Origin of the sequence: Hydrogenophaga sp. (genome assembly GCF_051858985.1) — a bacterium.
Classification (GTDB): Bacteria; Pseudomonadota; Gammaproteobacteria; order Burkholderiales; family Burkholderiaceae_C; genus Hydrogenophaga.
The window spans coordinates 588,873-613,034 of sequence record NZ_JBHYGM010000001.1 but is presented as its reverse complement, the minus strand read 5'-3'; the positions used below and the strand labels follow the sequence as shown (position 1 = coordinate 613,034).

26 protein-coding genes, 2 pseudogenes and 1 riboswitch are annotated in these 24,162 nt (G+C 67.5%); of the genes and pseudogenes, 13 read left to right on the top strand and 15 right to left on the bottom strand.

All coding sequences use genetic code 11. The annotated features are described in order from the left end of the window. The first annotated feature begins 9 nt into the window (after positions 1–9). Genes ACTIEY_RS02980 through ACTIEY_RS02970 form a run of 3 tightly spaced genes read left to right on the top strand, consistent with a single transcriptional unit; the run spans position 10 to position 2,793 of the window. A complete protein-coding gene (locus tag ACTIEY_RS02980; protein ID WP_439517609.1) occupies positions 10–1,788 on the top strand; it encodes a hypothetical protein in 1,779 nt (592 codons plus the stop codon). Next, entirely contained in the window at positions 1,788–2,453 is a 666-nt protein-coding gene (locus tag ACTIEY_RS02975; protein ID WP_439518260.1) for an OmpA family protein, read from the top strand. The genes ACTIEY_RS02980 and ACTIEY_RS02975 overlap by 1 nt, the downstream gene beginning before the upstream one ends. After that, on the top strand, positions 2,446–2,793 hold the full coding sequence (locus ACTIEY_RS02970) for a DUF2894 domain-containing protein (protein WP_439517608.1): 348 nt from the start codon (positions 2,446–2,448) through the stop codon (positions 2,791–2,793). Before ACTIEY_RS02975 ends, ACTIEY_RS02970 begins: the two co-directional genes overlap by 8 nt. 14 nt (positions 2,794–2,807) lie before the next feature. Here the strand turns inward: ACTIEY_RS02970 and ACTIEY_RS02965 are convergent, their stop codons facing one another. Genes ACTIEY_RS02965 through ACTIEY_RS02955 form a run of 3 tightly spaced genes read right to left on the bottom strand, consistent with a single transcriptional unit; the run spans position 2,808 to position 5,025 of the window. After that, positions 2,808–3,185 carry a nuclear transport factor 2 family protein gene (locus tag ACTIEY_RS02965; protein WP_439517607.1) on the bottom strand — a complete coding sequence of 126 codons (378 nt, stop codon included), beginning with the start codon at positions 3,183–3,185 and terminating at the stop codon, positions 2,808–2,810. Positions 3,186–3,208: 23 nt separating this feature from the next. Further along, the gene (locus ACTIEY_RS02960; RefSeq protein ID WP_439517606.1) at positions 3,209–4,102 is read right to left on the bottom strand and encodes an amidohydrolase family protein; all 894 of its coding nucleotides are present in this window, start codon (positions 4,100–4,102) and stop codon (positions 3,209–3,211) included. After that, a complete protein-coding gene (locus ACTIEY_RS02955; protein WP_439517605.1) occupies positions 4,099–5,025 on the bottom strand; it encodes an AraC family transcriptional regulator in 927 nt (308 codons plus the stop codon). Before ACTIEY_RS02955 ends, ACTIEY_RS02960 begins: the two co-directional genes overlap by 4 nt. Before the next feature lie 102 nt (positions 5,026–5,127). On the opposite strand from ACTIEY_RS02955, the gene ACTIEY_RS02950 reads away from it, so the two are divergent. After that, positions 5,128–5,874: an SDR family oxidoreductase gene (locus ACTIEY_RS02950; RefSeq protein ID WP_439517604.1), complete on the top strand. Its 747-nt coding sequence runs from the start codon at positions 5,128–5,130 to the stop codon at positions 5,872–5,874. Here ACTIEY_RS02950 and ACTIEY_RS02945 read toward each other — a convergent pair. Continuing rightward, positions 5,826–6,566, bottom strand: coding sequence for a glutathione S-transferase family protein (locus ACTIEY_RS02945; RefSeq protein WP_439517603.1), 741 nt, complete (start codon positions 6,564–6,566; stop codon positions 5,826–5,828). The two genes, ACTIEY_RS02950 and ACTIEY_RS02945, sit on opposite strands and share 49 nt — an antisense overlap. Before the next feature lie 108 nt (positions 6,567–6,674). On the opposite strand from ACTIEY_RS02945, the gene ACTIEY_RS02940 reads away from it, so the two are divergent. After that, positions 6,675–7,595, top strand: a complete 921-nt coding sequence (locus ACTIEY_RS02940; protein WP_439517602.1) for a LysR substrate-binding domain-containing protein — start codon at positions 6,675–6,677, stop codon at positions 7,593–7,595. Here the strand turns inward: ACTIEY_RS02940 and ACTIEY_RS02935 are convergent. Genes ACTIEY_RS02935 through ACTIEY_RS02925 form a run of 3 tightly spaced genes read right to left on the bottom strand, consistent with a single transcriptional unit; the run spans position 7,567 to position 10,296 of the window. Beyond that, the gene (locus ACTIEY_RS02935) at positions 7,567–8,541 is read right to left on the bottom strand and encodes a Bug family tripartite tricarboxylate transporter substrate binding protein (RefSeq protein ID WP_439517601.1); all 975 of its coding nucleotides are present in this window, start codon (positions 8,539–8,541) and stop codon (positions 7,567–7,569) included. The genes ACTIEY_RS02940 and ACTIEY_RS02935 overlap by 29 nt on opposite strands. A 34-nt stretch (positions 8,542–8,575) precedes the next feature. Beyond that, a complete protein-coding gene (locus ACTIEY_RS02930; RefSeq protein WP_439517600.1) occupies positions 8,576–8,938 on the bottom strand; it encodes an AtuA-related protein in 363 nt (120 codons plus the stop codon). Beyond that, on the bottom strand, positions 8,935–10,296 hold the full coding sequence (locus ACTIEY_RS02925; RefSeq protein ID WP_439517599.1) for an acyclic terpene utilization AtuA family protein: 1,362 nt from the start codon (positions 10,294–10,296) through the stop codon (positions 8,935–8,937). Before ACTIEY_RS02925 ends, ACTIEY_RS02930 begins: the two co-directional genes overlap by 4 nt. Before the next feature lie 64 nt (positions 10,297–10,360). On the opposite strand from ACTIEY_RS02925, the gene ACTIEY_RS02920 reads away from it, so the two are divergent. The 6 genes from ACTIEY_RS02920 (at position 10,361) to ACTIEY_RS02895 (ending at position 15,565) form a co-directional block, all read left to right on the top strand. Next, positions 10,361–11,254, top strand: a complete 894-nt coding sequence (locus tag ACTIEY_RS02920; protein ID WP_439517598.1) for a LysR substrate-binding domain-containing protein — start codon at positions 10,361–10,363, stop codon at positions 11,252–11,254. A 79-nt stretch (positions 11,255–11,333) separates the two neighbouring features. Further along, positions 11,334–12,332, top strand: a complete 999-nt coding sequence (locus tag ACTIEY_RS02915) for a hypothetical protein (RefSeq protein ID WP_439517597.1) — start codon at positions 11,334–11,336, stop codon at positions 12,330–12,332. A 141-nt stretch (positions 12,333–12,473) separates the two neighbouring features. Continuing rightward, positions 12,474–12,977: a pyridoxamine 5'-phosphate oxidase family protein gene (locus tag ACTIEY_RS02910; protein ID WP_439517596.1), complete on the top strand. Its 504-nt coding sequence runs from the start codon at positions 12,474–12,476 to the stop codon at positions 12,975–12,977. Between the two features lie 50 nt (positions 12,978–13,027). Beyond that, positions 13,028–13,435 (top strand): DUF2177 family protein, encoded by a 408-nt coding sequence (locus ACTIEY_RS02905; protein WP_439517595.1) that lies wholly within the window; start codon positions 13,028–13,030, stop codon positions 13,433–13,435. A gap of 28 nt (positions 13,436–13,463) precedes the next feature. Beyond that, positions 13,464–14,363 carry a YihY/virulence factor BrkB family protein gene (locus ACTIEY_RS02900; protein WP_439517594.1) on the top strand — a complete coding sequence of 300 codons (900 nt, stop codon included), beginning with the start codon at positions 13,464–13,466 and terminating at the stop codon, positions 14,361–14,363. Then, positions 14,360–15,565: an extracellular catalytic domain type 1 short-chain-length polyhydroxyalkanoate depolymerase gene (locus ACTIEY_RS02895; protein ID WP_439517593.1), complete on the top strand. Its 1,206-nt coding sequence runs from the start codon at positions 14,360–14,362 to the stop codon at positions 15,563–15,565. Before ACTIEY_RS02900 ends, ACTIEY_RS02895 begins: the two co-directional genes overlap by 4 nt. On the opposite strand, the gene ACTIEY_RS02890 is transcribed toward ACTIEY_RS02895, so the two are convergent. Genes ACTIEY_RS02890 through ACTIEY_RS02875 form a run of 4 tightly spaced genes read right to left on the bottom strand, consistent with a single transcriptional unit; the run spans position 15,544 to position 19,242 of the window. Continuing rightward, entirely contained in the window at positions 15,544–16,242 is a 699-nt protein-coding gene (locus ACTIEY_RS02890) for a hypothetical protein (protein ID WP_439517592.1), read from the bottom strand. The two genes, ACTIEY_RS02895 and ACTIEY_RS02890, sit on opposite strands and share 22 nt — an antisense overlap. 46 nt (positions 16,243–16,288) lie before the next feature. Then, the gene (locus tag ACTIEY_RS02885; protein WP_439517591.1) at positions 16,289–17,509 is read right to left on the bottom strand and encodes a helix-turn-helix domain-containing protein; all 1,221 of its coding nucleotides are present in this window, start codon (positions 17,507–17,509) and stop codon (positions 16,289–16,291) included. Positions 17,510–17,515: 6 nt separating this feature from the next. Next, positions 17,516–18,277, bottom strand: a complete 762-nt coding sequence (locus ACTIEY_RS02880) for an ABC transporter permease (RefSeq protein WP_439517590.1) — start codon at positions 18,275–18,277, stop codon at positions 17,516–17,518. Beyond that, complete coding sequence (locus tag ACTIEY_RS02875) at positions 18,274–19,242, bottom strand: ABC transporter ATP-binding protein (protein ID WP_439517589.1); 969 nt, start codon at positions 19,240–19,242, stop codon at positions 18,274–18,276. The genes ACTIEY_RS02880 and ACTIEY_RS02875 overlap by 4 nt, the downstream gene beginning before the upstream one ends. 54 nt (positions 19,243–19,296) lie before the next feature. On the opposite strand from ACTIEY_RS02875, the gene ACTIEY_RS02870 reads away from it, so the two are divergent. After that, positions 19,297–20,391 carry a PA0069 family radical SAM protein gene (locus ACTIEY_RS02870; RefSeq protein WP_439517588.1) on the top strand — a complete coding sequence of 365 codons (1,095 nt, stop codon included), beginning with the start codon at positions 19,297–19,299 and terminating at the stop codon, positions 20,389–20,391. Here the strand turns inward: ACTIEY_RS02870 and ACTIEY_RS02865 are convergent. From ACTIEY_RS02865 to thiC, 3 genes and pseudogenes are all read right to left on the bottom strand, one after another. Then, a pseudogene (locus tag ACTIEY_RS02865) lies at positions 20,351–20,485 on the bottom strand (oxidoreductase-like domain-containing protein); the annotation flags it as partial. The gene ACTIEY_RS02870 and the pseudogene ACTIEY_RS02865 sit on opposite strands and share 41 nt — an antisense overlap. Before the next feature lie 90 nt (positions 20,486–20,575). Further along, positions 20,576–20,803, bottom strand: a pseudogene (locus ACTIEY_RS02860) (DUF1653 domain-containing protein); the annotation flags it as partial. A 10-nt stretch (positions 20,804–20,813) separates the two neighbouring features. Beyond that, positions 20,814–22,694, bottom strand: coding sequence for a phosphomethylpyrimidine synthase ThiC (gene thiC, locus ACTIEY_RS02855; RefSeq protein WP_439517587.1), 1,881 nt, complete (start codon positions 22,692–22,694; stop codon positions 20,814–20,816). A 58-nt stretch (positions 22,695–22,752) separates the two neighbouring features. Further along, positions 22,753–22,867, bottom strand: a riboswitch (TPP riboswitch). 43 nt (positions 22,868–22,910) lie between these two features. Between thiC and ACTIEY_RS02850 the strand changes: the two genes are divergently transcribed. After that, on the top strand, positions 22,911–23,723 hold the full coding sequence (locus tag ACTIEY_RS02850) for a DUF72 domain-containing protein (RefSeq protein ID WP_439517586.1): 813 nt from the start codon (positions 22,911–22,913) through the stop codon (positions 23,721–23,723). Positions 23,724–23,750: 27 nt separating this feature from the next. Here ACTIEY_RS02850 and ACTIEY_RS02845 read toward each other — a convergent pair whose 3' ends face one another. Next, positions 23,751–24,050 carry a hypothetical protein gene (locus ACTIEY_RS02845; RefSeq protein WP_439517585.1) on the bottom strand — a complete coding sequence of 100 codons (300 nt, stop codon included), beginning with the start codon at positions 24,048–24,050 and terminating at the stop codon, positions 23,751–23,753. Positions 24,051–24,162 lie beyond the last annotated feature (112 nt).

The window sequence follows — 24,162 nt, the reverse complement described above, 5'->3', positions numbered from 1 at the left end:
ACGCCCTCCATGAGCAGCCCTGTCCTGAATCGCCTGTTTTTCGTTGCCGCCTTTGTCCTGGGTCTTGCCGCCATCGCCTGGGTGGGCGTGGGCTTCGTGGGCACGGGCGGCATCGCCCTGACCATGACGGTGCTGATGGGCGCTGTTTACCTGCTCGGTGCGCAGGAGATCCGGCGTTTTCGCGCCGTCAGCTTCTCGCTCGCGCAAGCCTGTTCGAACGTTCCACCCTCGGTGGGCAGTCTGGACGAATGGCTCACGCGCGTGCCGGGCGCCTTGCAGAACGCCGTGCGCCAGCGCATCGAGGGTGAGCGGGGTGCGTTGCCGGGCCTGGCGCTCACGCCCTACCTCATCGGCCTGCTCGTGATGCTGGGCATGCTGGGCACCTTTCTCGGCATGGTGGTCACATTCAAGGGCGTGGTCTTCACGCTCGAAGGCTCGGCCGATCTGCAGGCCATCCGCTCCGCACTGGCCGCGCCCATCAAGGGGCTGGGCCTGGCCTTCGGCACCTCGGTGGTGGGCGTGGCCACCTCGGCCATGCTCGGCCTCATGTCGGCCATCAGCCGGCGCGAACGGGTGGACGTGGTGCGGCAGCTGGACACGCTGGCCGCCAGCAGCCTGCGCCCGTTCACCCTGGCCCACCAGCGGCAGGAAACCTTCAAGGCGCTGCAGCAGCAGGCCGGTGCGCTGCCCGCCGTGGCCCAGCAGCTGGGCGCCCTCATCGAGCAGATGGAACGCCGCCACCAGCACCTGGACGAACAGTTGCTGGCGCGGCAGGCGCAGTTCCATCAGGAAGCGGCGCAGGCCTACAGCGGCCTGGCGCGTTCGGTCGAGGCCTCGCTGAAAGACAGCCTGGCCGCCAGCGCCCGTGCGGCCGGCGAAAGCCTGCAGCCCGTGGTGAGCAGTGCCATGGGTGCCATCGCAGCCGACACCGCTCGCCAGCACGAGCGCGTCAACGAGGCCCTGCTGGCCCAGATGGCAAGCCTGACCGGTCGGCTGGAGCAGCAGCAGGCCGCCTGGGCGGCGACCCAGCAAGCGCTGGCGCACACGCTGCAGGGTGAATGGCAACAGGCGAGCGCCCAGGCCGTGGCGCAACAGCAGGCCGCCGCGGCTGAGCTGGCGAAGACCGCCACGCTGTGGCGCGACGAAATGGCCACCCTTCGCAGCGAGGAAGCTGCACGCGGGGAAGCCGTCCTCCAGCGGCTTCTGAACACGGCCGCAGAAGCCCCCAGGGCCGCCGCCGAGGTCATGGCGCAGATGCGCCGCGACATGAGCCAGCTCACCGAGCGGGACCACCTCGCGCTGCAGGAGCGCGCCGAGCTCATGGGCCAGATCGGCGGCCTGCTCAAGAGCGTGGAGACCGCCACCGGCGAGCAGCGCGCGGCCATCGAATCGCTGGTCACTTCCGCCGGCAGCGTGCTCGACCAGGTGGGCCGGCAGTTCGCCGAGTCCGTGGGTGCGCAGGCCGTGCGCGCCGAAGCCGTGGCCGCGCAGGTCAGCGGCAGTGCTGAGGAGTTGGGCAACCTGGGCGAGGCCTTCGGTGAGGGCGTGCGGCGATTCAGCAGCACCAACGAGCAGCTCATCGCCAGCCTGCAGGGCGTGGAGCGTGCGGTGAGCCAATCCATCGCCCGTAGTGACGAGCAACTCGCCTACTACGTGGCGCAGGCGCGCGAGGTCATCGACCTCAGCATCACGTCACAGCAAGGCATCCTGGAAGACTTGCGGCGCCTGCGCAGCGGCGAGCCCGCGTCGAAGGCCGACATGAAGTCGGAAAGGAAGGCGCTCGCATGATGACCGGCCTGGACGATCGCGCCATCGACGACGAGGACGGCACCGACCGCACCGCGCCCGTGTGGGCCGTGTTCGGCGACCTCATGTCCGGCCTGGTGGGAGCCTTTGTGCTGATCCTCGTGGGTGTGCTGGTGATGCAGATGGACCTGGTGGCCAGCCTGCAGGCCGAGGTGCAGAAGCGCCAGCAGGAAGAGCAGCGACGCATGGCACTGGAGAAGGCGCTGGCCATTCCCCTGCAGAATGGCCGCGTCACGCTGGACAACGGCCGCATCGGCATCAGCGGCAGCGTGCTCTTTGCGCTGAACTCCGACGAACTCCGACCCGAAGGCCGGCAGATCCTGCAGAGCCTGGTACCGCCGCTGCAGGTGTACCTGGGCGAGCGCGACGAGATGCTGATGGTCAGCGGCTTCACCGACGACCGCCCCGTGCAGGCCACCAACCAGCGCTTCGCCGACAATCTCGAACTCTCTGCGCAGCGTGCCCTCACGGTCACGCGTGCGCTCATCCAGGAAGGCATGCCGCCGCAACGCGTGTTCAGCGCCGCCTTCGGCGCCGAACAACCGGTGGCTTCGAACGGCGATGAAAAGGGCCGGGCGCTCAACCGAAGGGTGGAGATGGCACCCGTGCCCAAGGCCACCGCGTCGAAGGTGCCCGGCCGTGAGTGAACGCGCCAGGGTGTCCGCGCTGGCCGGGCTCAACCAGCACATCGCATCCCTCAGCCCGCCAGGCGCGGAGCTCCGCAGCGTCCAGGCCTTCCGCGAAAGCTGGGCCCGCATGGCCACCGAAGACCGGGTGAGCGAAGCCGTGCAGCGCGGCCCCGAGAACGCGGGCCCGCTCAACTCGCAGATGCTGGTGCTGCGCACGCTCGGTCTGTTGCAGACCTTGTCGCCGGACTACCTGCGACGCTTCGTGGCACACGCAGATGCGCTGCTGTGGCTCGATCAGGCTGGAAACAGCTTGAAGCAGCCTGCGGCCAAAGTGAAGACCACGCGGCAGAAGCGATAGCGGCCCTGCGGGGATCAGGCGTTTCGCGTCGGCGCCATTTGCGCGGGATCGTAGAAGAACTGCTCCTCGGCAATCAGCTCCCCTTCCCAGCGCTGGTACGCCAGCTCCTCCATGCGCGTCGCGCTGCCGTCCTTCCACGCGAACTCGAAGATCCAGCGGATGACGACGTGCGAGTCGTTGACGAACACGGGCCGCACGCAGGTGGACTGCACGGAGTGCGCGCGGGCGAGCACCTTGCGTTCGTGCGCCACAAGGCGATCCCTGCCCGCCCTCGGCGCGGCCAGGTTTTCCCGCATGCTCGCGTTCTCTGCATAGAAATCTTCGATGGCCTCCGCGTGGAGGCCTTGCTCAACGCGCTCGATGAAGCGCTCCAGGGTTTCGGTGGTGGGCATTTGATGTCCTTGTGAGCAGGGATTCATGGGGGCGGCCTCAACAGCTTCAGGATGTTTTCGCGCGCCACCAGATCCCGTGTTGCAGGACTGAGCTGGCGCAGGAAGCTCTGCACGCTTTGAAACTTCATGGCCTCGCTTTCGGCGGAGCGATGGCTGGCGTCGGTGCCCACCAGAAAGCGCTCGGGTTTGCTCTCGATGAACGCCAGCCACTGCGGCCACACGTTCTGGCCATCGCGCAGGATGGTGTAGTCGGGCGAGCGGGGATGCACGGGCCAGGTGCGGGCGCTCAGTTCGTAGAACAGGTTTGGGTGCTGATCCAGCATGCGCTGCGCGATGAAGAGCGGCGTATAGCCGCCGTGCGCCCAGATCACGGGCACGTCCGGGAAGCCGCGCAGCAACTCGCTGAACTCACGCAGCCGCGTCCACTCCGCGTGCACCATCACGGGCAGCCGGTGCTGGCGGGCCAGCGCGAGGATGCCGCGCAACGTGGCGCCGTTGGGGTTGAAGTCGGCTTCGGGCAGGCCTGGAGATGGAAAGTGCGTGACCGAGATTTCGCCGATGCCCTTGTACTGGCCCGTGGTCAGCATGGCGTCGAGCGTGTCCAGCAGGCCGGGGTCGTCTCGCTCCCAGCCACGCCGGTACCCGGCGCGCTCGGGCGAGATGGAGGCAAAGGGAATGAATCGGTCCGGGTGCCGCCTGGCGCTGGCGGCCACGGTCTCGTTGTCGCTGTTTCTTCCCCAGAACACCACGGCACGCTCCACGCCGTGGCGCTGCATCAGTTCGAGCTGCATGCGCTCGTCGTTGAGGTGCACGTGGGCGTCGATGAAGGGGATGAGCTCGGGCTCGCTCGCCTGGGCTGCCGTGCAGCCCGACAGCAGCGTGGCAAGCAGTGCGGCGGCGAATGCGCGAACGGTCATGACAGGGCCTCCTCAGGGGCTGCCACCCTGGCACGCGCATACCGCCCTGGCGCCTGTCCCACATGCCGGCTGAAGGCCGTGCTGAAGGTGCTGGCCGAGCTGTAGCCCACGCGTTCGGCGATTTCGGCAATGGCGGGCGCGTCGTGGCGGCGCAGCAGGTCTTTGGCGAGGGCCATGCGCCAGGCCAGCAGGTATTCCATGGGCCGCAGGCCCACGGCGCTCGAGAAACGGTTGAAGAAGGCCGAGCGCGACAACGCGGCATGGGTGGCGAGCTCTTCCACCGTCCACGTGCGGGCCGGCTCTTCGTGCATCAGGTGCATGGCAACGGCCAGTCGGGTGTCTGCGAGTCCGCGCAGCAAACCTGGTGACGCCGTGGCCGCACCGGTCGACCGGAGGGCTTCGATGAGCAGCACCTCCACCAGACGTGCCAGCACCAGATCGCGCCCCGGTTGCTGTGCGGTGGATTCTTCCCTGACCAGTTGCACCAGCACCGAGAGACGTTCGATACCGCGCACGTGCAGCAGGGTCGGCAGCAAGGACACCAGCAGGTGGGCGTCTGGTGAGTCAAAGGCGAAATAGCCACCGAGCATGCGCGCGTCAGGCGGGCCGTCGAGGCTGCCGTGGCGCAGCTCGCTCTGGGGCGCGGTCGCCAACGTGGGGTCCAGGAACACTGGCGCCACGGGCTCGAAGCCCGACAGGACGAACCCTGGCGTGGCGGGCATGAGCACGAAGTCGCCCGCTTCCAGGGTGACGGGTTCCTGACCTTCGACCGCGAGCAGGCACTGCCCTTCAAGCATGGTGCAGAAGCTGGGATGGCCGAATGCCGAGTAACGCACGCCCCAGGCTCCCGCGCCGCTGATCACCTTCGAGAACACCGCGCGGGGACGAAGCAACTCGATGAACTCCGCCAACGGATCCGACATGAGTGGACTTATGCAGAAGAAAAATGGACTCTGCATTGTAGAAGGTATCGATTTCACTCGATATCGTTGCGGCCTTCCCCCTTCATTCCAAGGAACCCGCTCATGAAAACCGTTTTGATCACCGGATGCTCGTCCGGCTACGGCCTGGCCACCGCGCGCCACTTTCACGCCAACGGCTGGAACGTGGTCGCCACGATGCGCACGCCTCGAACCGAATCCTGGCCGGCGGCCGAGCGCCTGCGTGTGCTGGCGCTGGACGTCACCCAACCCGAAAGCATCGCCCGCGCGCTGGGGGCCGCCGGCCCCATCGACGTGCTGGTGAACAACGCCGGGCTGGGCTTGTTTGGTGCGTTCGAGGCCACGCCCATGGCCACCGTGCGCGAGATCTTCGACACCAACACCTTCGGCACCATGGCCATGACGCAGGCGGTGCTGCCGCAGTTCCGCGAACGCGGGGCCGGGCTGGTGGTGAACATCACCTCGAGCGCCACACTGGCGCCCATGCCCCTGGTCGCGGCCTACACGGCGAGCAAGACGGCGGTGGCGGGTTTCACGGCCTCGCTCGCCCACGAGCTCGCCGCTTTCAACGTGCGCGTGAAGCTGGTTGAACCGGGATACGCGCCCACGACGCGGTTCACCGAAAACGGCGCCGGGCGCATGCAGGGTCTGATCCCCGCCGCGTACGCGCCCTTCGCCGAGTCCGTGTTTGCCCTGCTGGGCCAGCAATCGGCGTTCACACGTGAAACGGATGTGGCCGAAGCCGTGTGGCTCGCTGCCAACGATCCGTCGAGTCGATTGCACTACGCAGCGGGTGCCGATGCCTTGGCGCTTGCGCGAACGGCCGCCTGATGGCCGACCAGCACGTCTTCCAGATCCACATGCCCCATGAAGGCGCCCGTGCTCAGCGCCGGCTCCCCGTGCTCCACCGCGTGGGCGAAGCGCACGGCGGGCTCGGCCTCCAGTCGGGTATGCAGCGCGGCCAGGGCAGGGAACTCGCGCCGGTCCAGCACCTGGTGGAAGTCGTTCCACCGCGCAATGCCCACGAAGTAGGCGTCGGCGGCGCTGCGCCGTGAACCCGCCAGCCAGGGGTTCGAGCCCAGCATCTGCTCCAGGTCCGCGTGGGCCTTGCGCACTTTGTGGTGGCCCATGGCCTGCAGGACTTGCCGGTCCCTGTCTGCCATGCCGTGTTCCATGGCGTACCAGAGAGGCGAGAACGCTTCGAAGAAATCGGTGTTCAGAAAGGCCAGCACTTCATTGAAGCGGTCGTAGTCCGGCGTGCCCTGTGCAGGGACCAGTCCACTGCCCGGGTTTTGCGCTCCGATGTGGTGAAGGATGGCCACGCTCTGGTTCACTGGCCGACCTTCGGCGGTGCGCAGCGACGGTGTCTCGGCCACCGGGTTGATGCGCCGGTAGGCGGCGCTGCTCACCACAGCCGGCATGTCGATGCGGCAGAGCTGGTAGGGCAGGCCACTCCATTCGAGCGCGACGATGGCACCGAACGAGCAGCCCTCGGGCACGCCGTAGAAGAGGATGGGGTTCATGAGAAAAGCTCCTGGGGTTGATGGTGGAGCGGATTCTTGCGGCGTGGACGCTGGCTGCCTAGACACCAGAAAGTGGATTCAAAGTCCACATGCGTGGACAATGGCCGCATGAACCTCAACGACCTCATCCTGTTTGCCCAGGCCGTGGACAGCGGTGGCTTTGCGCCGGCGGCGCGTCGTTTCGCCGTGCCGAAGTCCACGCTGAGCAAACGGGTGGCCGCGCTGGAAGAGAGCCTGGGCGTGCGTCTGATCGAACGCAATTCCCGCAGCTTCCACCTGACCGAGACGGGCCGCGACTTCTACGAGCATGCGCGCGCGGCCCTCATCGAGGTGGAGAGCGCCCAGCAGGTCGTGCAGCAGCGGCTGGCCGAGCCCAGCGGCACGGTGCGCATCACCGCGGCCGTGCCCGTGGTGCAGTTCCTGCTGGCGCCACACCTGCCCGCGCTGGCGCGCCAGTGGCCCCGATTGCTCATCCAGATGCACGCCAGCGACCGGTTCGTGGATCTGGTCCAGGAAGGCTTTGACATCGCCGTGCGCAGCCATTTCGCGCCCCTGGCCGATTCGGGGCTGGTGCAGCGCAAGCTGATGGACGAGGCGGTGTGGCTGGTGGCCGCGCCTTCCCTGCTCAAGGCCAACGGCACACCCCGCAAGCCGGCCGACCTCTTGAATCACCCGGGCTTGCTCACTTCGCCGGAAGCCCCGTCATGGACCCTGCGACGCGACGATGGCGCGACCGAGACCGTGACGCTGCCGCCCAGACTGGTGGCCGATGAATCCGTGGCCCTGCTGCAGGCGGCTTCCGCGGGCCTCGGCATCACGTGCCTGCCGCAGAGCATCTGTGGTCACCACGTGGCCAGCGGCGACCTCGTGCGGGTGCTGCCGCGCTGGTGCGCGGGCAACGTGACCACCACCGCGCTGGTGCCGCACCGTCGCAGCCTGCTGCCTTCGGTGCGGGCGGTGCTGGACTTCCTGTCGGCGCATGTGTCGGCGCCAACCCAACTCACTCCGCTTCGATCCCGGCCGCCTTGATCACGCGGCCCCACATCTCGGTTTCGCTGGCCTGGAACTTCACCAGTTCGGCCGGGGAGGTGGGGAACACCTCGCCGCCGCTGTTGGCGAAGAACTGGCGCACACCCTGGCTCTCGATGGCCTTGTGCAGCAATTCGTTCAGGCGCGTCACCACCGGCGCCGGGGTGCCCGCGGGCGCGTAGGCGGCAAACCAGTAGCCCATGTCATAGCCCTTCACGCCCGCCTCGGCAATGGTGGGCACGTCGGGCAGTGCGGCCATGCGCTTCGAAGCGGTCACGCCCAGCGCGCGCACCTTGCCGGTGGTGATCTGCGGCATGCCGGTCGACGCGTCGGTGAACATCATGGTGATCTGGCCGCCCAGCAGGTCGGTGATGCCCATGGGGTTGCTGCGGTAGGGCACGTGCAGGATGTTCACGCCAGCGAGCTGCTGGAACAGTTCGCCCGCGACCCGGCTGGACGAACTGCCGCTGCCGAACGAGAGCTTTCCCGGTGCCGCCTTGGCCGCAGCCAGGACGTCGGCCACGGTCTTGTAGGGTGCATCAGCGCGCACGATCATGATCTGGCCGCCCTTGCCGATGCCGGTGATGGCGGCGAAGTCCTTCACCGGGTCGTAGGACAGCTTCTTGTACAGGTGCTGGTTGGCGGCATGCGTGGTGTTGGTGGTGATCAGCACCGTGTGACCATCCTTGGGCGCTGCGGCCACGGCCTGCGCGGCAATCATGCCGCTGGCGCCGGCCTTGTTGTCCACCACCACGGGCTGGCCGGTCTGTTCGCTGACCGACTGGCCGAGCGCGCGGGCCAGAATGTCGGTCGCGCTGCCCGCGGCGAACGGCACGACGAAGGTGATGGGCTTGGTGGCCAGGGTGGCCTGCGCCAGGGCGGCAGGCACCGCCAGTGCGGAAGCGAGGGCAATGACTGCGTGGCGTCGGTTGAAGATATGGTTCATGTCTGTCTCCTTGTGGATGGGAATGGAAGCTGATTCAGTCCGGCGGACCGCGCAGCAGGGAAACCAGGTGGTCGGGGATGTCGAGTTCGAGTTCAAGCAGGTGGAAGGACAGCGCCTTGCCATGGCTGTCGAGGTTCAGGGCATCGTTCACGCCGCCGTCCAGCACGTCGTCCAGCACGAAATTCAGCGCCTGCAGGTTGGGCAGTGCGTGGCGGACCACCTGCGTGGGCGAGCGGTGGCGGAAGTGCTCGGCCACCCGCTGTGCGGTGATCTGCGCTTCGATGAACGGATACAGCGCCTCGCTCCAGGCGATCACGCTGATGTTCGAACGGTTGCCCTTGTCGCCGGTGCGGCCGTGCGCCGCGCGCCAGAGCGGGACGGAGACGACGGGCCTCATGCGGCGGCCTCCAACATGAAGAAGCGCGCCGGGACGAGATCGCGGTGCAACGTGCAGGACACGGTGCCCAGCGTGGGCCGCAGCGCCGTGCGAACGCCGCCGCCGCCCGCCGGCCCGCAGGTGTAGAGCGCATTCACTTCGCGCATGAGGCGCTGCGCCATGGCTTTGTCTGCATGGCGTGTGGCCACGCGCAGGCGGACATCGGTCGCGTCCCCATGCGGCCGTTCACGGAGCCAGCGGCCGTGGTCGTCGGCGAGCACGCTGGTCACGCCGATCAGGTCGATGCGCAGCGGGCCGAGGGCTTCCAGGCGCTGGGTCAGGATGTCGGCGGCCAGCCGGGCGCGCTGTTCGGCACGCACGCCGGCATACGAAATCTCGCCTTCGGCCAGCCAGCCGCTCTCGAAGCACACGTTCACCTTCAAGGTGTCCGGCCGGCCGTGGCCCTTCACGCCAGAGAGCCTGACCCGGTCGGTCCCCACCTGCTTCACCTGCGCATGGGTGATGTCGGCCACCACATCGGGCGTGAGGTAGGCGGCGGGGTCGTGCACTTCGTAGAGCAGTTGTTCCTTCACGGTGTGCTCGTCCACCATGCCGCCCGTGCCCTCCGGTTTGAACACCGTGCAACTGCCGTCGGCCTCGATGGCGGCGATGGGATAGCCGACGCGGGCCAGTCCGGGCACGTCCTTCACGCCGGGGTCGGCGTAGTAGCCCCCCGTGACCTGCGCGCCACATTCGAGGAGGTGGCCTGCCATGGTGGCGCTGGCGATGCGGTCCCAGTCATTCAGATCCCAGCCGTGGTGCGCCAGCGCCGGTCCGAGCACCAACGACGGGTCGGCCACGCGTCCGGTGACCACCACGTCGGCCCCGGCGCGCAGCGCATCGGCGATGGCCTGCGCGCCAATGTAGGCGTTGGCGCTGATGACCGCGCGGCCGGCCAGTTGGGCCTGAAGTTCGGGTGTCATGAGTCGACCGGCCACGAGGTGCGAGACCTCATCTCCTTCGACCACGGCCACACGTGGCACCCGCAAGCCCAGCGATGCCGCGATGGCCAGGATACGCAGGCCTGCGCCTCGGGGATTGGCGGCACCGAAGTTGCTGACGATGGGAATGTGGTGCGCCAGACAGCGCGCGAGCACAGGGCGCACGAGTTCGTCCAGCAGCGGCTCGTAGCCGCCCTCGGGATCCTGCAGTCGCGCAAGTTGCGCCAGGGCCAGCGTGCGCTCGGCCAGGGTCTCGAAGATCAGGCAGGCCGGTCCACCGGTGCGGATGAGCGCGTCCACGACGGCGTCGGCGGCGTCGATGCGGTCGCCGGAGAAACCGGCGGCCGAGCCCACATGAATCGTGTTGTTGCCTGCCATGCCGCGCAATGTAGGCGCGATCCAGTCATTCTGGAAACTCGTATTTCAGATATATTGATCTGCAATGCAGATCAATCTTTCCACCCGCGAACTGCGCGCTTTCGTGGCGCTGGCCGAGCAGCGGAACTTCACACGCGCGGCGTCGCTGTGCCACCTTTCGCAGCCGGCGTTCTCCGCCCTCATCCGTTCGCTCGAGGTCAACCTGGGTGGCCGCCTGTTCGAGCGCACGACGCGTCACGTGGAGCTCACCGCCGAAGGCGAAGCGTTTCTCGATGCGGCGCTGCGGTTGATCAAGGACGCGGAGGGTGCCATCGAGGGCGTGCGCGATCACGTCGCGCGCCGGCGCGGTCGGGTGGCCATTGCCATCCTGCCTTCACTCGCCGCAGGCTGGCTGCCGCCCTTGCTCGCGCGCTTTCACCATGCACATCCCGGCATCGAACTCGATGTGGCGGACGTGTTGTCCGATGAATGCCTGGAGCGTGTGCGCACGGGCCGTGCCGACTTCGCGCTGGCTTCATCGCGCACCGATCTGCCCGAACTGCGCACCGAGCGTTTCTGTTCGGACGATTTCCATGTGGTCTACCCGAAGGCGCATGAACTGGCGCGGGCCAAGGGGCCGGTGCGCCTGGCTGAACTGCACGCGTGGCCCATCATCCAGCTCGCGCGGTCGAGCAGCGTGCGCCAGTACGTGGAAGCTGCCCTGTACCCGCACCGCATGCGCACCGTGCTCGAAATCGAACAGCTCAGCACGGTGGCGGGCATGGTGCAGGCAGGACTGGGCATCACCATCGTGCCCACGCTCACCCTGTTCCATTTCCAGCAACCCAGCCTGCTGGCGCGCAGGATCAAGTCTGCGGGTCTGAAGCGGCAGGTGTTCCTGGTTCAGCGCGCCGACCGTGCGCTTTCGTCGGCCGCGCAAGGCCTGCACGCACTGCTGATGAAACACCGGCCCACCTGAGAGTGCGAGAGCGCACAGACCCTCCCGTCACCGAGCAGATACGGTGCAGTCTCACATTCCAGAGATGCGGAGGAACTTCATGGCGATCATCACTTCGGACACCGGCAGGCCCGGTCAGGTCCCTGCTTACGACGACCAGCGCGACGGCGGATTCAATGCCGTGCTTGGCGCCGTGTCATGGGGAGCCATCTTTGCAGGTGCGGCCGCAGCGGCTGCCCTTTCGCTGATTTTGCTCATGCTCGGTGTCGGCCTCGGGCTGTCGTCGGTGTCGCCCTGGGCCGGTGAAGGTGCCAGCGCCACGGCGCTTGGCGTGTCCACCGTCGTGTGGGTCACTGCGACGCAGCTGGTCGCTTCGGGCATGGGCGGGTATCTCGCCGGTCGGCTGCGCACGCGCTGGCTCCACACGCACATCGACGAGGTCTACTTCCGCGACACCGCCCATGGCTTCCTGGCCTGGGCCGTGGCCACGCTGACGACCGCTGCGCTGCTCACCTCGGTGATCGCCTCCATTGTCGGCACGGGCGTGCAGGCCACGGCCACCGTGGCCGGGGGTGCGGCAAGCACGGCCGCCACGGCCGTGGTGGGAGCGGCGACGAGTGGGTCGCAGGCGAACGACGGCGAGGGCCCGACGGCCTATTTCATCGACTCGCTGTTCCGCCGCAACGCACCGACCCCCCAGGACGCGGCCGCGATCACCTCCACCACGCCCGGAATGGCACCCTCCACGCCGCAGCCGTTCACCTACCAGCGCTCTGCGCAGGACAGTGTCGAAGTCGCGCGCATCTTCATGAATGCGGGTTTCACGGACCCGTTGCCACAAGATGACGTGCAGTACGTGGGCCAGCTGGTGGCGCAACGCACGGGTCTGTCGCAGCAGGAAGCCGAGCGGCGCGTGACGGACACCTACGAGCGCGCCCAGACCCGTCTGCAGGAGGCCGAGACCGCTGCGCGCGAAGCCGCCGACGAAGCCCGCTCCGCGTCGGCCAAGAGCGCCTTGTGGCTTTTCATCTCGCTGCTTGCGGGCGCGTTCGTGGCCAGCCTGGCCGCCACGTTCGGTGGTCGCCGCCGCGACGCCTGATCCCTCAACCCCCATCCAGAGAGGCCGCCATGCGTTCACTTCTGCTGCTCTTCCTCGGCGTACCACTGCCCATCATCATCCTCATTGCCATCCTGACCTGAACCCGGTCGCAATGCTGCCCATCCTGCAAGGAGCCCACCCATGAAACCCGATACGCAGACCAGCGCCGAACGCCAGCATGTGGCCGACCTGATCGACGACATTTCCACCGCCATGCTCACGACCGTGGAGCCCGACGGCAGCCTGGCCAGCCGGCCCATGGCACCACTGGAGATGGACGAGAACGGTGCGATCTGGTTCTACACGGACCTGCGCTCGGCGAAGGTGGAGCAGCTGCGCGCGGCCAACCTGGCCTTTGTCGATGCTTCTGACGGCACCTACGTGTCGCTTTCGGGTCGCGGCGAGATCGTCACCGATCGCGCGCACATCGAGCGCCTCTGGACCGCGTTCGCCAAGCCCTGGTTCCCGGAAGGTCCCGATTCGCCCAACCTGGGTCTGATCAAGTTCGTTCCCGATGCCGCCGACTACTGGGATGCGCCCGACAGCACGATGGTGCGGGCTTTTGGTGTAGTGGCCTCGGCGCTGGCCGGCAAGCCCATCGCCATGGGTGAACACGGCACGCACACAGGCCTGTCGCAAACCTGAAGAATCCCCCGGGCGCGCCAGACTGGAGCGCCCGATGGATACTTCCGACCATGAACAAATACCTCGCAGCCTACGCCGGTACCGCGGTCGTCATGATCGTGCTGGATCTCATCTGGCTGGGCGTGATCGCCAAGCCGATGTACCAGCAGGGCATCGGCCACCTGATGTCGGAGCGACCCAACATCGCCGTGGCCGTGGCCTTCTACGCGCTCTACGCCGCCGGCGTGGTCATCTTCGGCGTGTCACCGCAATCGGGCGGCGCCGGCTGGGGCTCGACCCTGGCCATGGCAGCGCTGTTCGGCTTCTTCGCCTATGCGACCTACGACCTCACCAACCTGGCCACGCTGCGCGACTGGCCCTGGCGCCTTTCGGCCATCGACATCGCCTGGGGCACCTTCGTGAGCGCGGCTGCCGCGGCGGGCGGCAAGCTGGCGATGGACTGGGCGATCAAGGCGTGAACGCCACGCGCACCGTGCGCTGTCCACCATGATCCGGGCCATCGGTGCGCTGATTCGCGACACGGTCAACGCGTGGATCGACGACTATGCGCCCAGCATGGGCGCAGCCCTGGCCTTCTACACCATCTTCTCGATCACGCCGCTGCTGTTGATCGTGATTTCACTGGCAGGCCTGTTCTTCGGTGAACAGGCTGCGCGCGGCGAGATCCTGGAGCAGCTCTCGGATCTGCTGGGCACCGAAAGCGCGAAGACCGTGCAGACCCTGCTGGAGAGCCTGAACCGGCCTGAGGCCGGGGCCTATGGCACGTTGGTGGGTGTCGGCGCGCTGATCGTCGGCGCCACCACGGTGTTCGTCGAGCTGCAGGACGCCATGAACCGCATCTGGCGTGCGCCCGACAAGCCCATGGCCGGGGGCATCGTGCAGTTCTTCAAGAGCCGCCTGCTCTCGGTGGGCATCGTGCTCGGCATCGTGTTCCTGCTGATGGTGTCGCTGGTGGCCAGTGCGGCGCTGGCGGCGCTGGGCAAGTGGTGGGCGCCCTGGTTCGGCGAATTCGCGCGCGTGGCCACGCTGGTGGACTGGATCCTCAGCTTCTCGCTCATGACCGCGCTCTTCGCGATGATCTACAAGTGGGTGCCCAGGGTGCGGGTGGCCTGGCCAGACGTGCTGATGGGCGCGGCGCTCACCGCCTTCCTCTTCACGGTCGGCAAATTCCTCATCGGTCTCTACATCGGCCGAAGTGGCGTTGCCTCTCCATTTGGCGCCGCTGCTTCGCTGGTGGTGCTGCTGATGTGGGTCTACTACTCGGCGCAGATCTTTCTGCTGGGCGCCGAGTTCACCTGGATCTATGCGCACCGTCACGGCTCCCGGAAGAACACCGCACCCCCAAACGAGCCGGTGCCTCATCTCAACGATCGAAAGCCTCCATGAAGATACCTGCCGGTCCCCGCGCGCCCCCTTACGACGCCCAGTCGATCAACGACACCATTGAACGCGCGCTGGCCTCCGCCGGCATCGACACTTCGTCGGGTCCCATGCGCGGGGTGACCGAGACCATTCGCCGGGCGCTGGATCCCGACGGTGCGGCTGGCATGTCCCCTTCGCCTGGGCAGCAGGACGGGGTGATCGATGTGGAAGCCACCGTGATCGACGCGGTGGACGTGCCGACAGACGACGTGGTCAAGCCTGCGACCGAAAAAGCGCCTGCAGCGCCGGGAAGCTTCATCAAGCACGAGTTCCGCAGCCGCGCGGGCGCCAGGCCCTACAAGCTCTACACCCCCACCCGCGTGGCCGACGAACCGGCCCTGATGGTGATGCTGCACGGCTGCACCCAGTCCGCCGACGACTTTGCCGTGGGGACCCGCATGAACCGGCTCGCGGACGAGCACGGTTTTATGGTCGTGTATCCCGAGCAGACCGCGCAGGCCAACTCGTCGAAGTGCTGGAACTGGTTCAAGCCGCAAGACCAGGCGCGCGGTGCCGGCGAGCCGTCCCTCATCGCCGGCATCGTTCGCGAGGTGGCGGATCGCCACCGGGTGGCTCCACGCCGTGTGTTCGTGGCCGGCCTCTCGGCTGGCGCCGCGATGGCCGTCGTGATGGGCGAGACCTATCCGGAGTTGTTCGCCGGCGTGGGTGTGCATTCCGGCCTGGCCTTCGGCAGTGCGAAGGACGTGCCGTCGGCCCTGGCGAAGATGAAGGGCGGTCGCAGCGGCATGGCCGGCATGAAGGAGGCGTCCGCCGATCCCGCCAGGCCCGGTGCGCGGGCCACGCGGGCGGTGCCCACCATCGTTTTCCATGGTGACCGCGACCACACGGTGCAACAGTCCAACGCCGTTGAAGTCGTCCGGCAGGCCAGTGAGGCGCACCAGACGTCCAGCGGTGGCACGCGCCTGACGGAGAGTTCGCAGAGCGGTGAAACGCGTGGGGGCCGGCGGTACACGCGCACCGTGCACACCGACGGCTCGGGGCAGGTGATCATCGAGTCGTGGGTCCTGCACGGTGCCGGGCACGCGTGGTCCGGCGGTGATCCGAAGGGAACCTACACCGATGGCGCGGGTCCCGATGCCTCGGCGGAGATGGTGCGCTTTTTCCTGGCGCTGCCTGTGACCGGCTACGCCGACCACGGGCTATAGGTTCGCGGGCGGCGCACCGCGCGCACCTTGCCGCTGGGCCCGCCACCCGCATAGAACAGGCTTGCGCCGTCGGACTCAAGCCCGCTCACGCCCACACCCGCAGGCATCTCCAGGCGCTCCAGCACTTCGCCGCTGGCGGGGTCGATGCGTCGGATGTCGCTCTCGTCGCCTTCCCAGGTGCCGTGCCAGAGCTCGCCGTCGACCCAGGTCACGCCGGTGACGAAGCGGTTGGACTCGATGGTGCGCTGGACCGCCCCGGTGGCCGGGTCGATCTGGTGGATCGTGCGGTTGCGGTACTGCCCCACCCAGAGGCTGCCCTCGGCCCAGGCGAGGCCCGAGTCGGCACCGTGACCGGGCGCGGGAATGGTGGCGAGGATCCTGCCCGTGGCGGGGTCGATCTTGTCGATGCGCTGCTCGGCGATCTGGTAGAGGTGCGTGCCGTCGAACGCGGTGCCCGCATCGCCCGTGCAGTTCAGCGTGCGCGCGGTGTCACCGCTGGCGGGATCGAAGGCGACCAGCGTGGCGCCGGTCGCGACCCAGACGCGCTGGCCGTCCCACGTGACGCCGTGGGCCGTGTCGGCACCGGCAAAGGGGCCGTACTCCCGCACGATCTCGGCCGCACGGGCGCGCACCTTCGCATTCGCTTTGAGGGGTCCACTGAGGGTGGTGGTGGGCATCGCTGTTCCTTTTCAACGGGCCCCGGGGTGAGGCCATGGCGCGACTTTAGGCAATCGGCAGCACAGCGGGGAGTAACAAGATCGTCGTGAATTCCGTGAGCGGAGGCGCCTGCCAGCGGCGCGCCCTGGACTGCCCGATGGCGCGCGCCCGGCCGGCGGCCTCGAGTTCGGACAGTGCGCGCTGCACGGTGCGCTGGCTGGCACCCAGCGCCAGCGCCAGGGCCGAGGTGGACCAGGCTGCGCCGTCGGACAGCAGGGCCATCACCGAGGCCTGCTCGCCGTCGATTGGCGGCGCAAGCACGAACACGGGGCGGTCCAGCAGCGGCCGCAGCGCAAAGCCCCGCGCTGTGGCTTCAATGCGCGCCAGCGTGGGCAGCAGGGCGCGCAGCCGGCCGATTTCCACACGAAGGCGCGCGCGGTGCGTCTCGTCGGGACGCCGCGTGCGAAACGCTTTCAGGTTCAGCGTCTCGCGGTCCACGTCGCCGGGCCACGCCTCGGCGAGCGCGCGCGCGATCGTGAAGAGGACCGGGCGGCGTGCCAGCAAATGCCACGCCGTTCCACCACCCACGGCGCGGCGGCAGGCGTCGATCACCAGGGCATCGGAGGCCATCAGCGCGGACACCTCGTCGAGCCGCAAAGTGTGTTCACCCCCCAGGCTCAGCCGTCGGGCGGCGGGCCGGTCCAGCACTTCGCGCGCCTGCGCCACTTCGGCCAGCAAGGCGGGTACGCGGGCCCGCTCTGCGGCCGACTGCGCGCGGTCGAGCGCGCCGCGCGCGGCGTGCACCTGCAGCGAACGCAGCGCGAGTTCGGCGGCGGTGAGTTCGGCCACCGCCGCCAGCATGGGAGGCAGGCCCTGCGTGTCGCAGTGCGCCAACAGGTTGGCCGCTTCCTGCAGACGGCCCAGCAACAGCAGGCGACGCGCGGCGATCAGCCGCGCCTGCAGCGCGTTGGCACGGTCGCCTTGCGCCTCTAGCGTGGCCGCGGCCGCGAACAGGGCCTGCGGCGATCCGCGGAAGTCGCGCATGGCCATGGCGACTTCGGCCTCGGCGACCACACAGCGCGCGCGGGCCAGCGTTTCATGGTCCTCGAAACGGCCGGCCGCGCGTTGCAGCAGTTCGCGGGCACGGGGCAGTTCGCCCAGCTGCGCCATGGCAATGCCGCGCAGCGCCAGCGCCGGCGGGTCTTCCCGCAGCGCCACGCGCTTGAGCGCGCCCAGCGCATCGCCGGCGGCCAGCGCGCGGGCAGAGGCAGCGATGAGCGAATCCATGCGATCTCAACGCCGGAGTTTGTAACCCGTCTTGAACACCCACCAGATGAAGCCCAGGCACGCCGCCATGAACACCAGCGTCATGCCCGTGCTCACGGCGATGTGCACGTCGGCCACGCCGTAGAAGGCCCAGCGGAAGCCGCTGATGAGGTAGACCACCGGGTTCACCAGCGACACGGTCTGCCACACCGGCGGCAGCATGTTGATGGAATAGAACGCGCCACCCAGGAAGGTGAGCGGCGTGACCACCAGCAGTGGAATCACCTGCAGCTTCTGAAAGCTGTCGGCCCACAGGCCGATGATGAAACCGAACAGGCTGAAGGTGACGGCGGTGAGCAAAAGGAAACCGACCATCCACACCGGGTGTTCGATGTGGTACGGCACGAACACACGTGCGGTGAGCAGGATCAGCAGGCCGAGCATGACCGACTTGGTGGCCGCCGCACCCACATAGCCCAGCAGCACTTCCACCCAGGACACCGGCGCGGAAAGCAGTTCGTAGATGGTGCCCGACCACTTGGGCATGTAGATGCCGAAGGAGGCGTTGGAGATGCTTTCACTGAGCAGCGAGAGCATCACCAGGCCAGGAATGATGTAGGCGCCGTAGCTCACACCGTCGATCTCGCCCATGCGCGAGCCGATGGCCGTGCCGAACACGATGAAGTACAGCGAGGTGGTGAGAACCGGCGCCATGATGCTTTGCGTGATGGTGCGGAAGGTGCGCGCCATCTCGAACCGGTAGATGGCCTTGATGCCGTGGATGTTCATGCCAGGCTCTCCTGCTTCTTGTGGACCAGGCTCACGAAGATGTCTTCGAGCGAACTCTCGCTGGACTGCAGGTCCTTGAAATCGATCCCTTGCCCGGCCAGCGCGCGCAGCAGCTCGGCGATGCCGGTTTCCTCCTTCTGCGTGTCGAAGGTGTAGGTGAGGGTGAGGCCGTTGCCCGAGAGCTCCAGCGGCCACTGCGCCAGGGCATCGGGCAGGCGGTCCAGCGGATGCTGCAGCGTGAGGGTGAGCTGCTTAATGCCCAGCTTGCGCATCAGCACGTGCTTGTCTTCCACCACGATGAGTTCGCCCTGGCTGATCACGCCGATGCGGTCGGCCATGTCCTCGGCTTCCTCGATGTAGTGGGTGGTGAGGATGATGGTGGTGCCACCCTCGCGCAGCTTGCGCACCATGCGCCACATGTCGTGCCGCAGTTCCACGTCCACACCCGCGCTGGGTTCGTCGAGGAACAGGATCTTCGGCTCGTGCGAGAGCGCCTTGGCGATCAGCACGCGGCGTTTCATGCCGCCCGAGAGCGTCATGATCTTGTTGTCCTTCTTGTCCCAGAGCGAGAGATCCTTGAGCACTTTCTCGACGTACGCCGGATTGGGCGGCTTGCCGAACAGGCCGCGGCTGAAGGTGACCGTGGCCCACACCGTCTCGAACGCATCGGTGTGCAGTTCCTGTGGCACCAGGCCAATGGCCTCGCGGGCCTGGCGGAAGTCGCGCTCGGTGTCGAAGCCATCGGCCAGCACCACGCCTTCACTGGGCTTGGCAATGCCGCAGACGATGCTGATGAGCGTGGTCTTGCCGGCGCCGTTGGGGCCCAACAGCGCAAAGATCTCGCCGCGGCGGATGTCGAGATCCACCCGCTTGAGGGCCTGGAATCCGCCCGGGTAGGTCTTGCTCACGCCGCGCACGGACACGATGGGATCGGCGGTGCTGGCCGCCTGTAAAGATGGGTTCATGGATCCTCCTGGATCGCGCACTCTACACTGGTTTTGTGTACAGTGATCGACTTCATGAAAAGCGTCCACATTCCCATTCAGGCCATCAAGGGACGCGGTGTGGCCCACCAGCAGCCGCACCGCTTCGAACGCGACGCGCGCGAAGCTTTCGACGATGGCTGGGGCGCACTGGACTCCAGCGCGCTCGCCCGGGACGAGGCGCCGCCGCCCGCCACCGAGGTGAGCTGGGAAGACTGCAAGAGCGCCATCACCCGCAACCATTCGCCGGACATCGGATTCAACCTCGGTCTCAATCCCTACAGAGGTTGCGAACACGGTTGTGTGTACTGCTATGCGCGGCCCACGCACAGCTACCTCAGCCTCTCGCCCGGCCTCGATTTCGAAACGAAGCTGGTGGCCAAGCGCAACGTGGCCGATGTGCTGCGCCGTGAACTGGGCAGCGCCCGCCATGTGCCGGAACTGCTGGCCATCGGCACGGTGACCGACGCCTACCAGCCGATCGAACGGGAGCTGCGGCTCATGCGCGGCGTGTTGCAGGTGCTCAGTGACACGCGCCACCCGCTGGCCATCGTGACCAAGGGCAGCGGCGTGGAACGCGACATCGACCTGCTCGCGCCCATGGCCGCTCAGGGCCTGGCCGCGGTGTACGTCACCATCACCACGCTCGACCCCAGGCTGGCGCGCATCCTGGAGCCCCGCGCGGCCGCGCCGCACCGGCGCCTGCGCACCTTGCGCACGCTGGCCGAGGCCGGCATTCCGGTGGGCGTGAGCGTGGCGCCGCAGATTCCGTTCATCAACGACGACATGGAGCAGGTGCTGGAGGCCGCCCGCGAAGCGGGCGCTGGCCGAGCGTTTTACACCGTGCTGCGCCTGCCCTGGGAAGTGGCGCCCATGTTCCGCCTGTGGCTGGAGCAGCACTACCCCGAACGCGCCGCGCGCGTGATGGCGCGCGTGCAGGAGATGCGGGGCGGCAAGGACTACGACGCCGATTTTTCGCAGCGCATGAAGGGCAGCGGCGTCTGGGCCGACCTGATCCGCCAGCGCTTCGACAAAACCTGCCAGCGCCTGGGCTTCAACCAGGAGCGCGAGCCGCTGGACACTTCGCTCTTCACGCCGCAGGCGGTGCGGGCGCAGCGGGAGCTGTTCTAGCGAGCGTTTCCTCGCGCCAGAAGTGCAGGGCCTCGTAGAAACCTTCCCACACGCAGCCGTTGCACCCGCGTCCGCAGCAGGTGGTGGGTTCCGGTGGTGGCGGTCGGTTGGCCCGTGGTCGCAGGTGGGCGATGAGCGCCTGCGCGGTGGCCAGGTCGGCCAGCGGCACGGTGGCAGGGTCGTGTCGCTTGAAACGCGCTTGCTGACGCCCTTCGAACGAGCCAACCTCGGCGAACATCGACGCCGGCCGCACCCACAGCCCCCAGCCGCCGTAGAGCGCGCAGTACAACGTCATGCCTTGCAGGGTCTCGCTGCAGCGCACCGTGTCCAGCACTTCGTACCAGCCACCCTTGTAGTGGCGGTAGAGGCCCGGTGGCGTGGGGTGCAGCGGGGGCAGGTCGTCGTCGGTCATGTGGACAAGTTTATGCGTCGCTCCTTTTCGGGATGGGTGGCACCGGCACATAGAACTCGCCACCCGTGGCCTTGAACTCGGCGGACTTTTCTGCCATGCCCTTTTCCGCATAGTCGCGCACGTCCTGCGTGATCTTCATCGAACAGAACTTCGGCCCGCACATGCTGCAGAAGTGCGCTTCCTTGCTGCTGTCCTTGGGCAGGGTCTCGTCGTGGAAGTCGCGCGCGGTGTCCGGGTCCAGGCCCAGGTTGAACTGGTCGGTCCAGCGGAACTCGAAACGGGCCTTGCTCATGGCGTCGTCTCGCGCACGGGCGCCGGGGTGGCCCTTGGCGATGTCGGCCGCATGCGCCGCGATCTTGTAGGCGATCAGGCCCTGCTTCACATCGTCGCGGTCCGGCAGGCCCAGGTGTTCCTTGGGCGTCACGTAGCACAACATGGCCGTGCCCATCCAGCCGATCATGGCCGCACCGATGGCGCTGGCAATGTGGTCGTAGCCCGGGGCGACGTCGATGGTGAGCGGTCCCAGCGTGTAGAAGGGCGCCTCGTGGCAGTGCTTCAACTGCTCGTCCATGTTGGCCTGGACCAGGTGCATGGGCACATGGCCCGGTCCTTCGATCATGGTCTGCACGTCGTGCTTCCACGCAAGCTGCGTGAGTTCGCCCAGCGTCCTCAGCTCGGCGAACTGCGCCTCGTCGTTCGCGTCCGCCGCGCTGCCGGGTCGCAACCCGTCGCCCAGCGAAAAGCTCACGTCGTACGCTTTCATGATCTCGCAGATCTCTTCGAAATGCGTGTAGAGGAAGCTCTCGCGGTGGTGCGTGATGCACCACTTGGCCATGATCGAACCCCCGCGCGAGACGATGCCGGTGCGACGCTGGGCCGTGAGGTGCACGAACGCCAGGCGCAGGCCGGCGTGGATGGTGAAGTAGTCCACGCCCTGTTCCGCCTGTTCGATCAGCGTGTCGCGGAAGATGGCCCAGGTGAGGTCCTCGGCCACGCCGCCGACCTTCTCCAGCGCCTGGTAGATCGGCACCGTGCCGATGGGCACGGGCGAGTTGCGCACGATCCAGTCGCGCGTGGTGTGGATGTTGCGTCCGGTGGAGAGGTCCATCACGTTGTCCGCCCCCCAGCGGATCGCCCACACGAGCTTGTCCACTTCCTCCTCGATGCTGGAAGTGACCGCCGAGTTGCCGATGTTGGCGTTGACCTTCACCAGGAAATTGCGCCCGATCGCCATGGGCTCGAGTTCAGTGTGGTTGATGTTGGCCGGGATGATGGCGCGGCCGCGCGCCACCTCGTCGCGCACGAATTCGGGCGTGATCACTTCGGGGATGCGCGCGCCCAGTGGGTTGCCGCGCAGCCGCGCCTCGCGGGTGGCGTCGCCCAGGTATTCGGCCATCCATTCGCGCTTTCCGTTCTCGCGCAGCGCCACGCTTTCCATCTCGGGTGTGGCGATGCCCCGACGCGCGTAGTGCATCTGTGTCACGTTCAGGCCCCCGCCCACGCCGCCTCGTGCACGGCGCGGCGTGCGCTGCAGGCCGGCGGCCTGGGCGCGCAGAGCCTCGATGCGTTCGGCGTCGCGGGTCTCGTGCTTCACGCCGTCGTCCAGCGCCTGGCGGGCGCGGCCGGGGTAGGTCTCGGTGTCGCCACGCGCTTCGATCCAGGCGCTTCGAACATCGGGCAGGCCGCGCGTGACGTCGATGGCGACCGTGGGATCGGAGTACGGCCCCGAGGTGTCGTACACCACCACCCGCTCGCCATTGGTGAGCGCGATCTCGCGCATGGGCACGTTCACGCCAGCCTGCTGACCGGGCACATACAACTTGCGAGAGGCAGGGAAGGGCTCGCGGCTGAGGGCGAACTGGGCAGCGGCAAGGGCGTCAGGGGCGTTCATGGGGCGGTCTCCGGTGAAAGGGCATGGAAGAAATGCTCCGGAGTGCCGCCCACCCGCCAGGGTGTGCGTTCGCTCTTCTTTCGCCGGTACTAGCCGGATCAAGTTCGCGGGTTCGGCACTTAGGCCATCTCAGCACCGGACCTTGGCAGGTCCGTGCACCCCGGAGCAGGGGCGAGTGTAAAGTGATCCGGACGCAGCATTCATCGGGAGACCCGTGTGAGCAGGAAGAAAACCGCAGCAGGCCACATCCGGGTCGGCGTTGGGGGTTGGACCTTCGAGCCCTGGCGCAACAACTTCTACCCCGAGGGGCTGGCCCACAGCAAGGAGCTGGCTTACGCCAGCGCGCACCTGACGGCGATCGAGGTCAACGGGACCTACTACAGCACCTTCAAGCCGCCCACCTTCGCCAGGTGGCGCGACGAGACGCCGGAAGGCTTCGTGTTCACGCTGAAGGCCAACCGCTTTGCCACCAACCGCAAGGTGCTGGCCGACGCGGGCGAATCGATCCAGCGATTCGTGGGCAGTGGCCTCAGCGAACTGGGCCCCAAGCTGGGTCCGCTGGTGTGGCAGTTCGCACCGACCAAGTTGTTCGAACCGGACGATTTCGAGGCCTTCCTGCAGCTGCTGCCCGACCGGGTGGATGGCCTGCCGCTGCGCCATGCGCTGGACGTGCGGCACAACAGCTTCATCGACCCCGCCTACCTGGCGCTGGCGCGCAAGTACCGCTGCGCCACCGTGTTCACGGACTCCGACGACTACCCGTCCTTCGTCGACCTGACGGGTGATTTCGTCTACGCGCGCCTCATGCGCACCGAATCGAAAGTGAAGACCGGCTACGCGCCCCGGGCGCTGGACCGTTGGGCCGATGCGGCGCGCACCTGGGCCGCCGGCAGGGAGCCCACCGAGGTCCCGCGGCTGGCGCCACCCGGCAAACCCGCCGGGGCTCGTGACGTGTTCATGTTCTTCATCAGCGGCGCCAAGGAGCGCGCGCCGGCGGCGGCCATGGGCCTGATCGAGCGGCTGAAGTAGCCCTTGCCCGGATCAGAGCCGAGCAGATCAGATCGGATCGGCCAGCAGCTTGGAGAGCGCCGCGATGTTCGCAGCGCTCGGCACCTGCGGCTTCATCTCGTCTTCTTCAGCCGTGGCGTTCTCGTGCGCCTGGATGGCGTTGACCATCGCGTACTGGCTCTCCCAGGAGAGCGTCTTGCCTTCGGGGCAGAGGTCGCGAACGGTGCCGAACCAGTAGTAGCCATCCTTGCCGCCAAAGAGCTTGTCGATGCCACCCGCGTCACCGGTCTTCAGGCCGTGGGCCGCCAGGATGAGCTTGAGCTTGTGGTGGGAGGCGGAGTAGTTCATGGGGCGACCGGGGTATTGGAGCGGGTCGGCGATTGTACTGAGGCCACTGCCTGAGATGCAGGCATAAGATGGCTGGCACTGAGCTTGCTTGGGGGTAGGCCAGTCCCAGGAG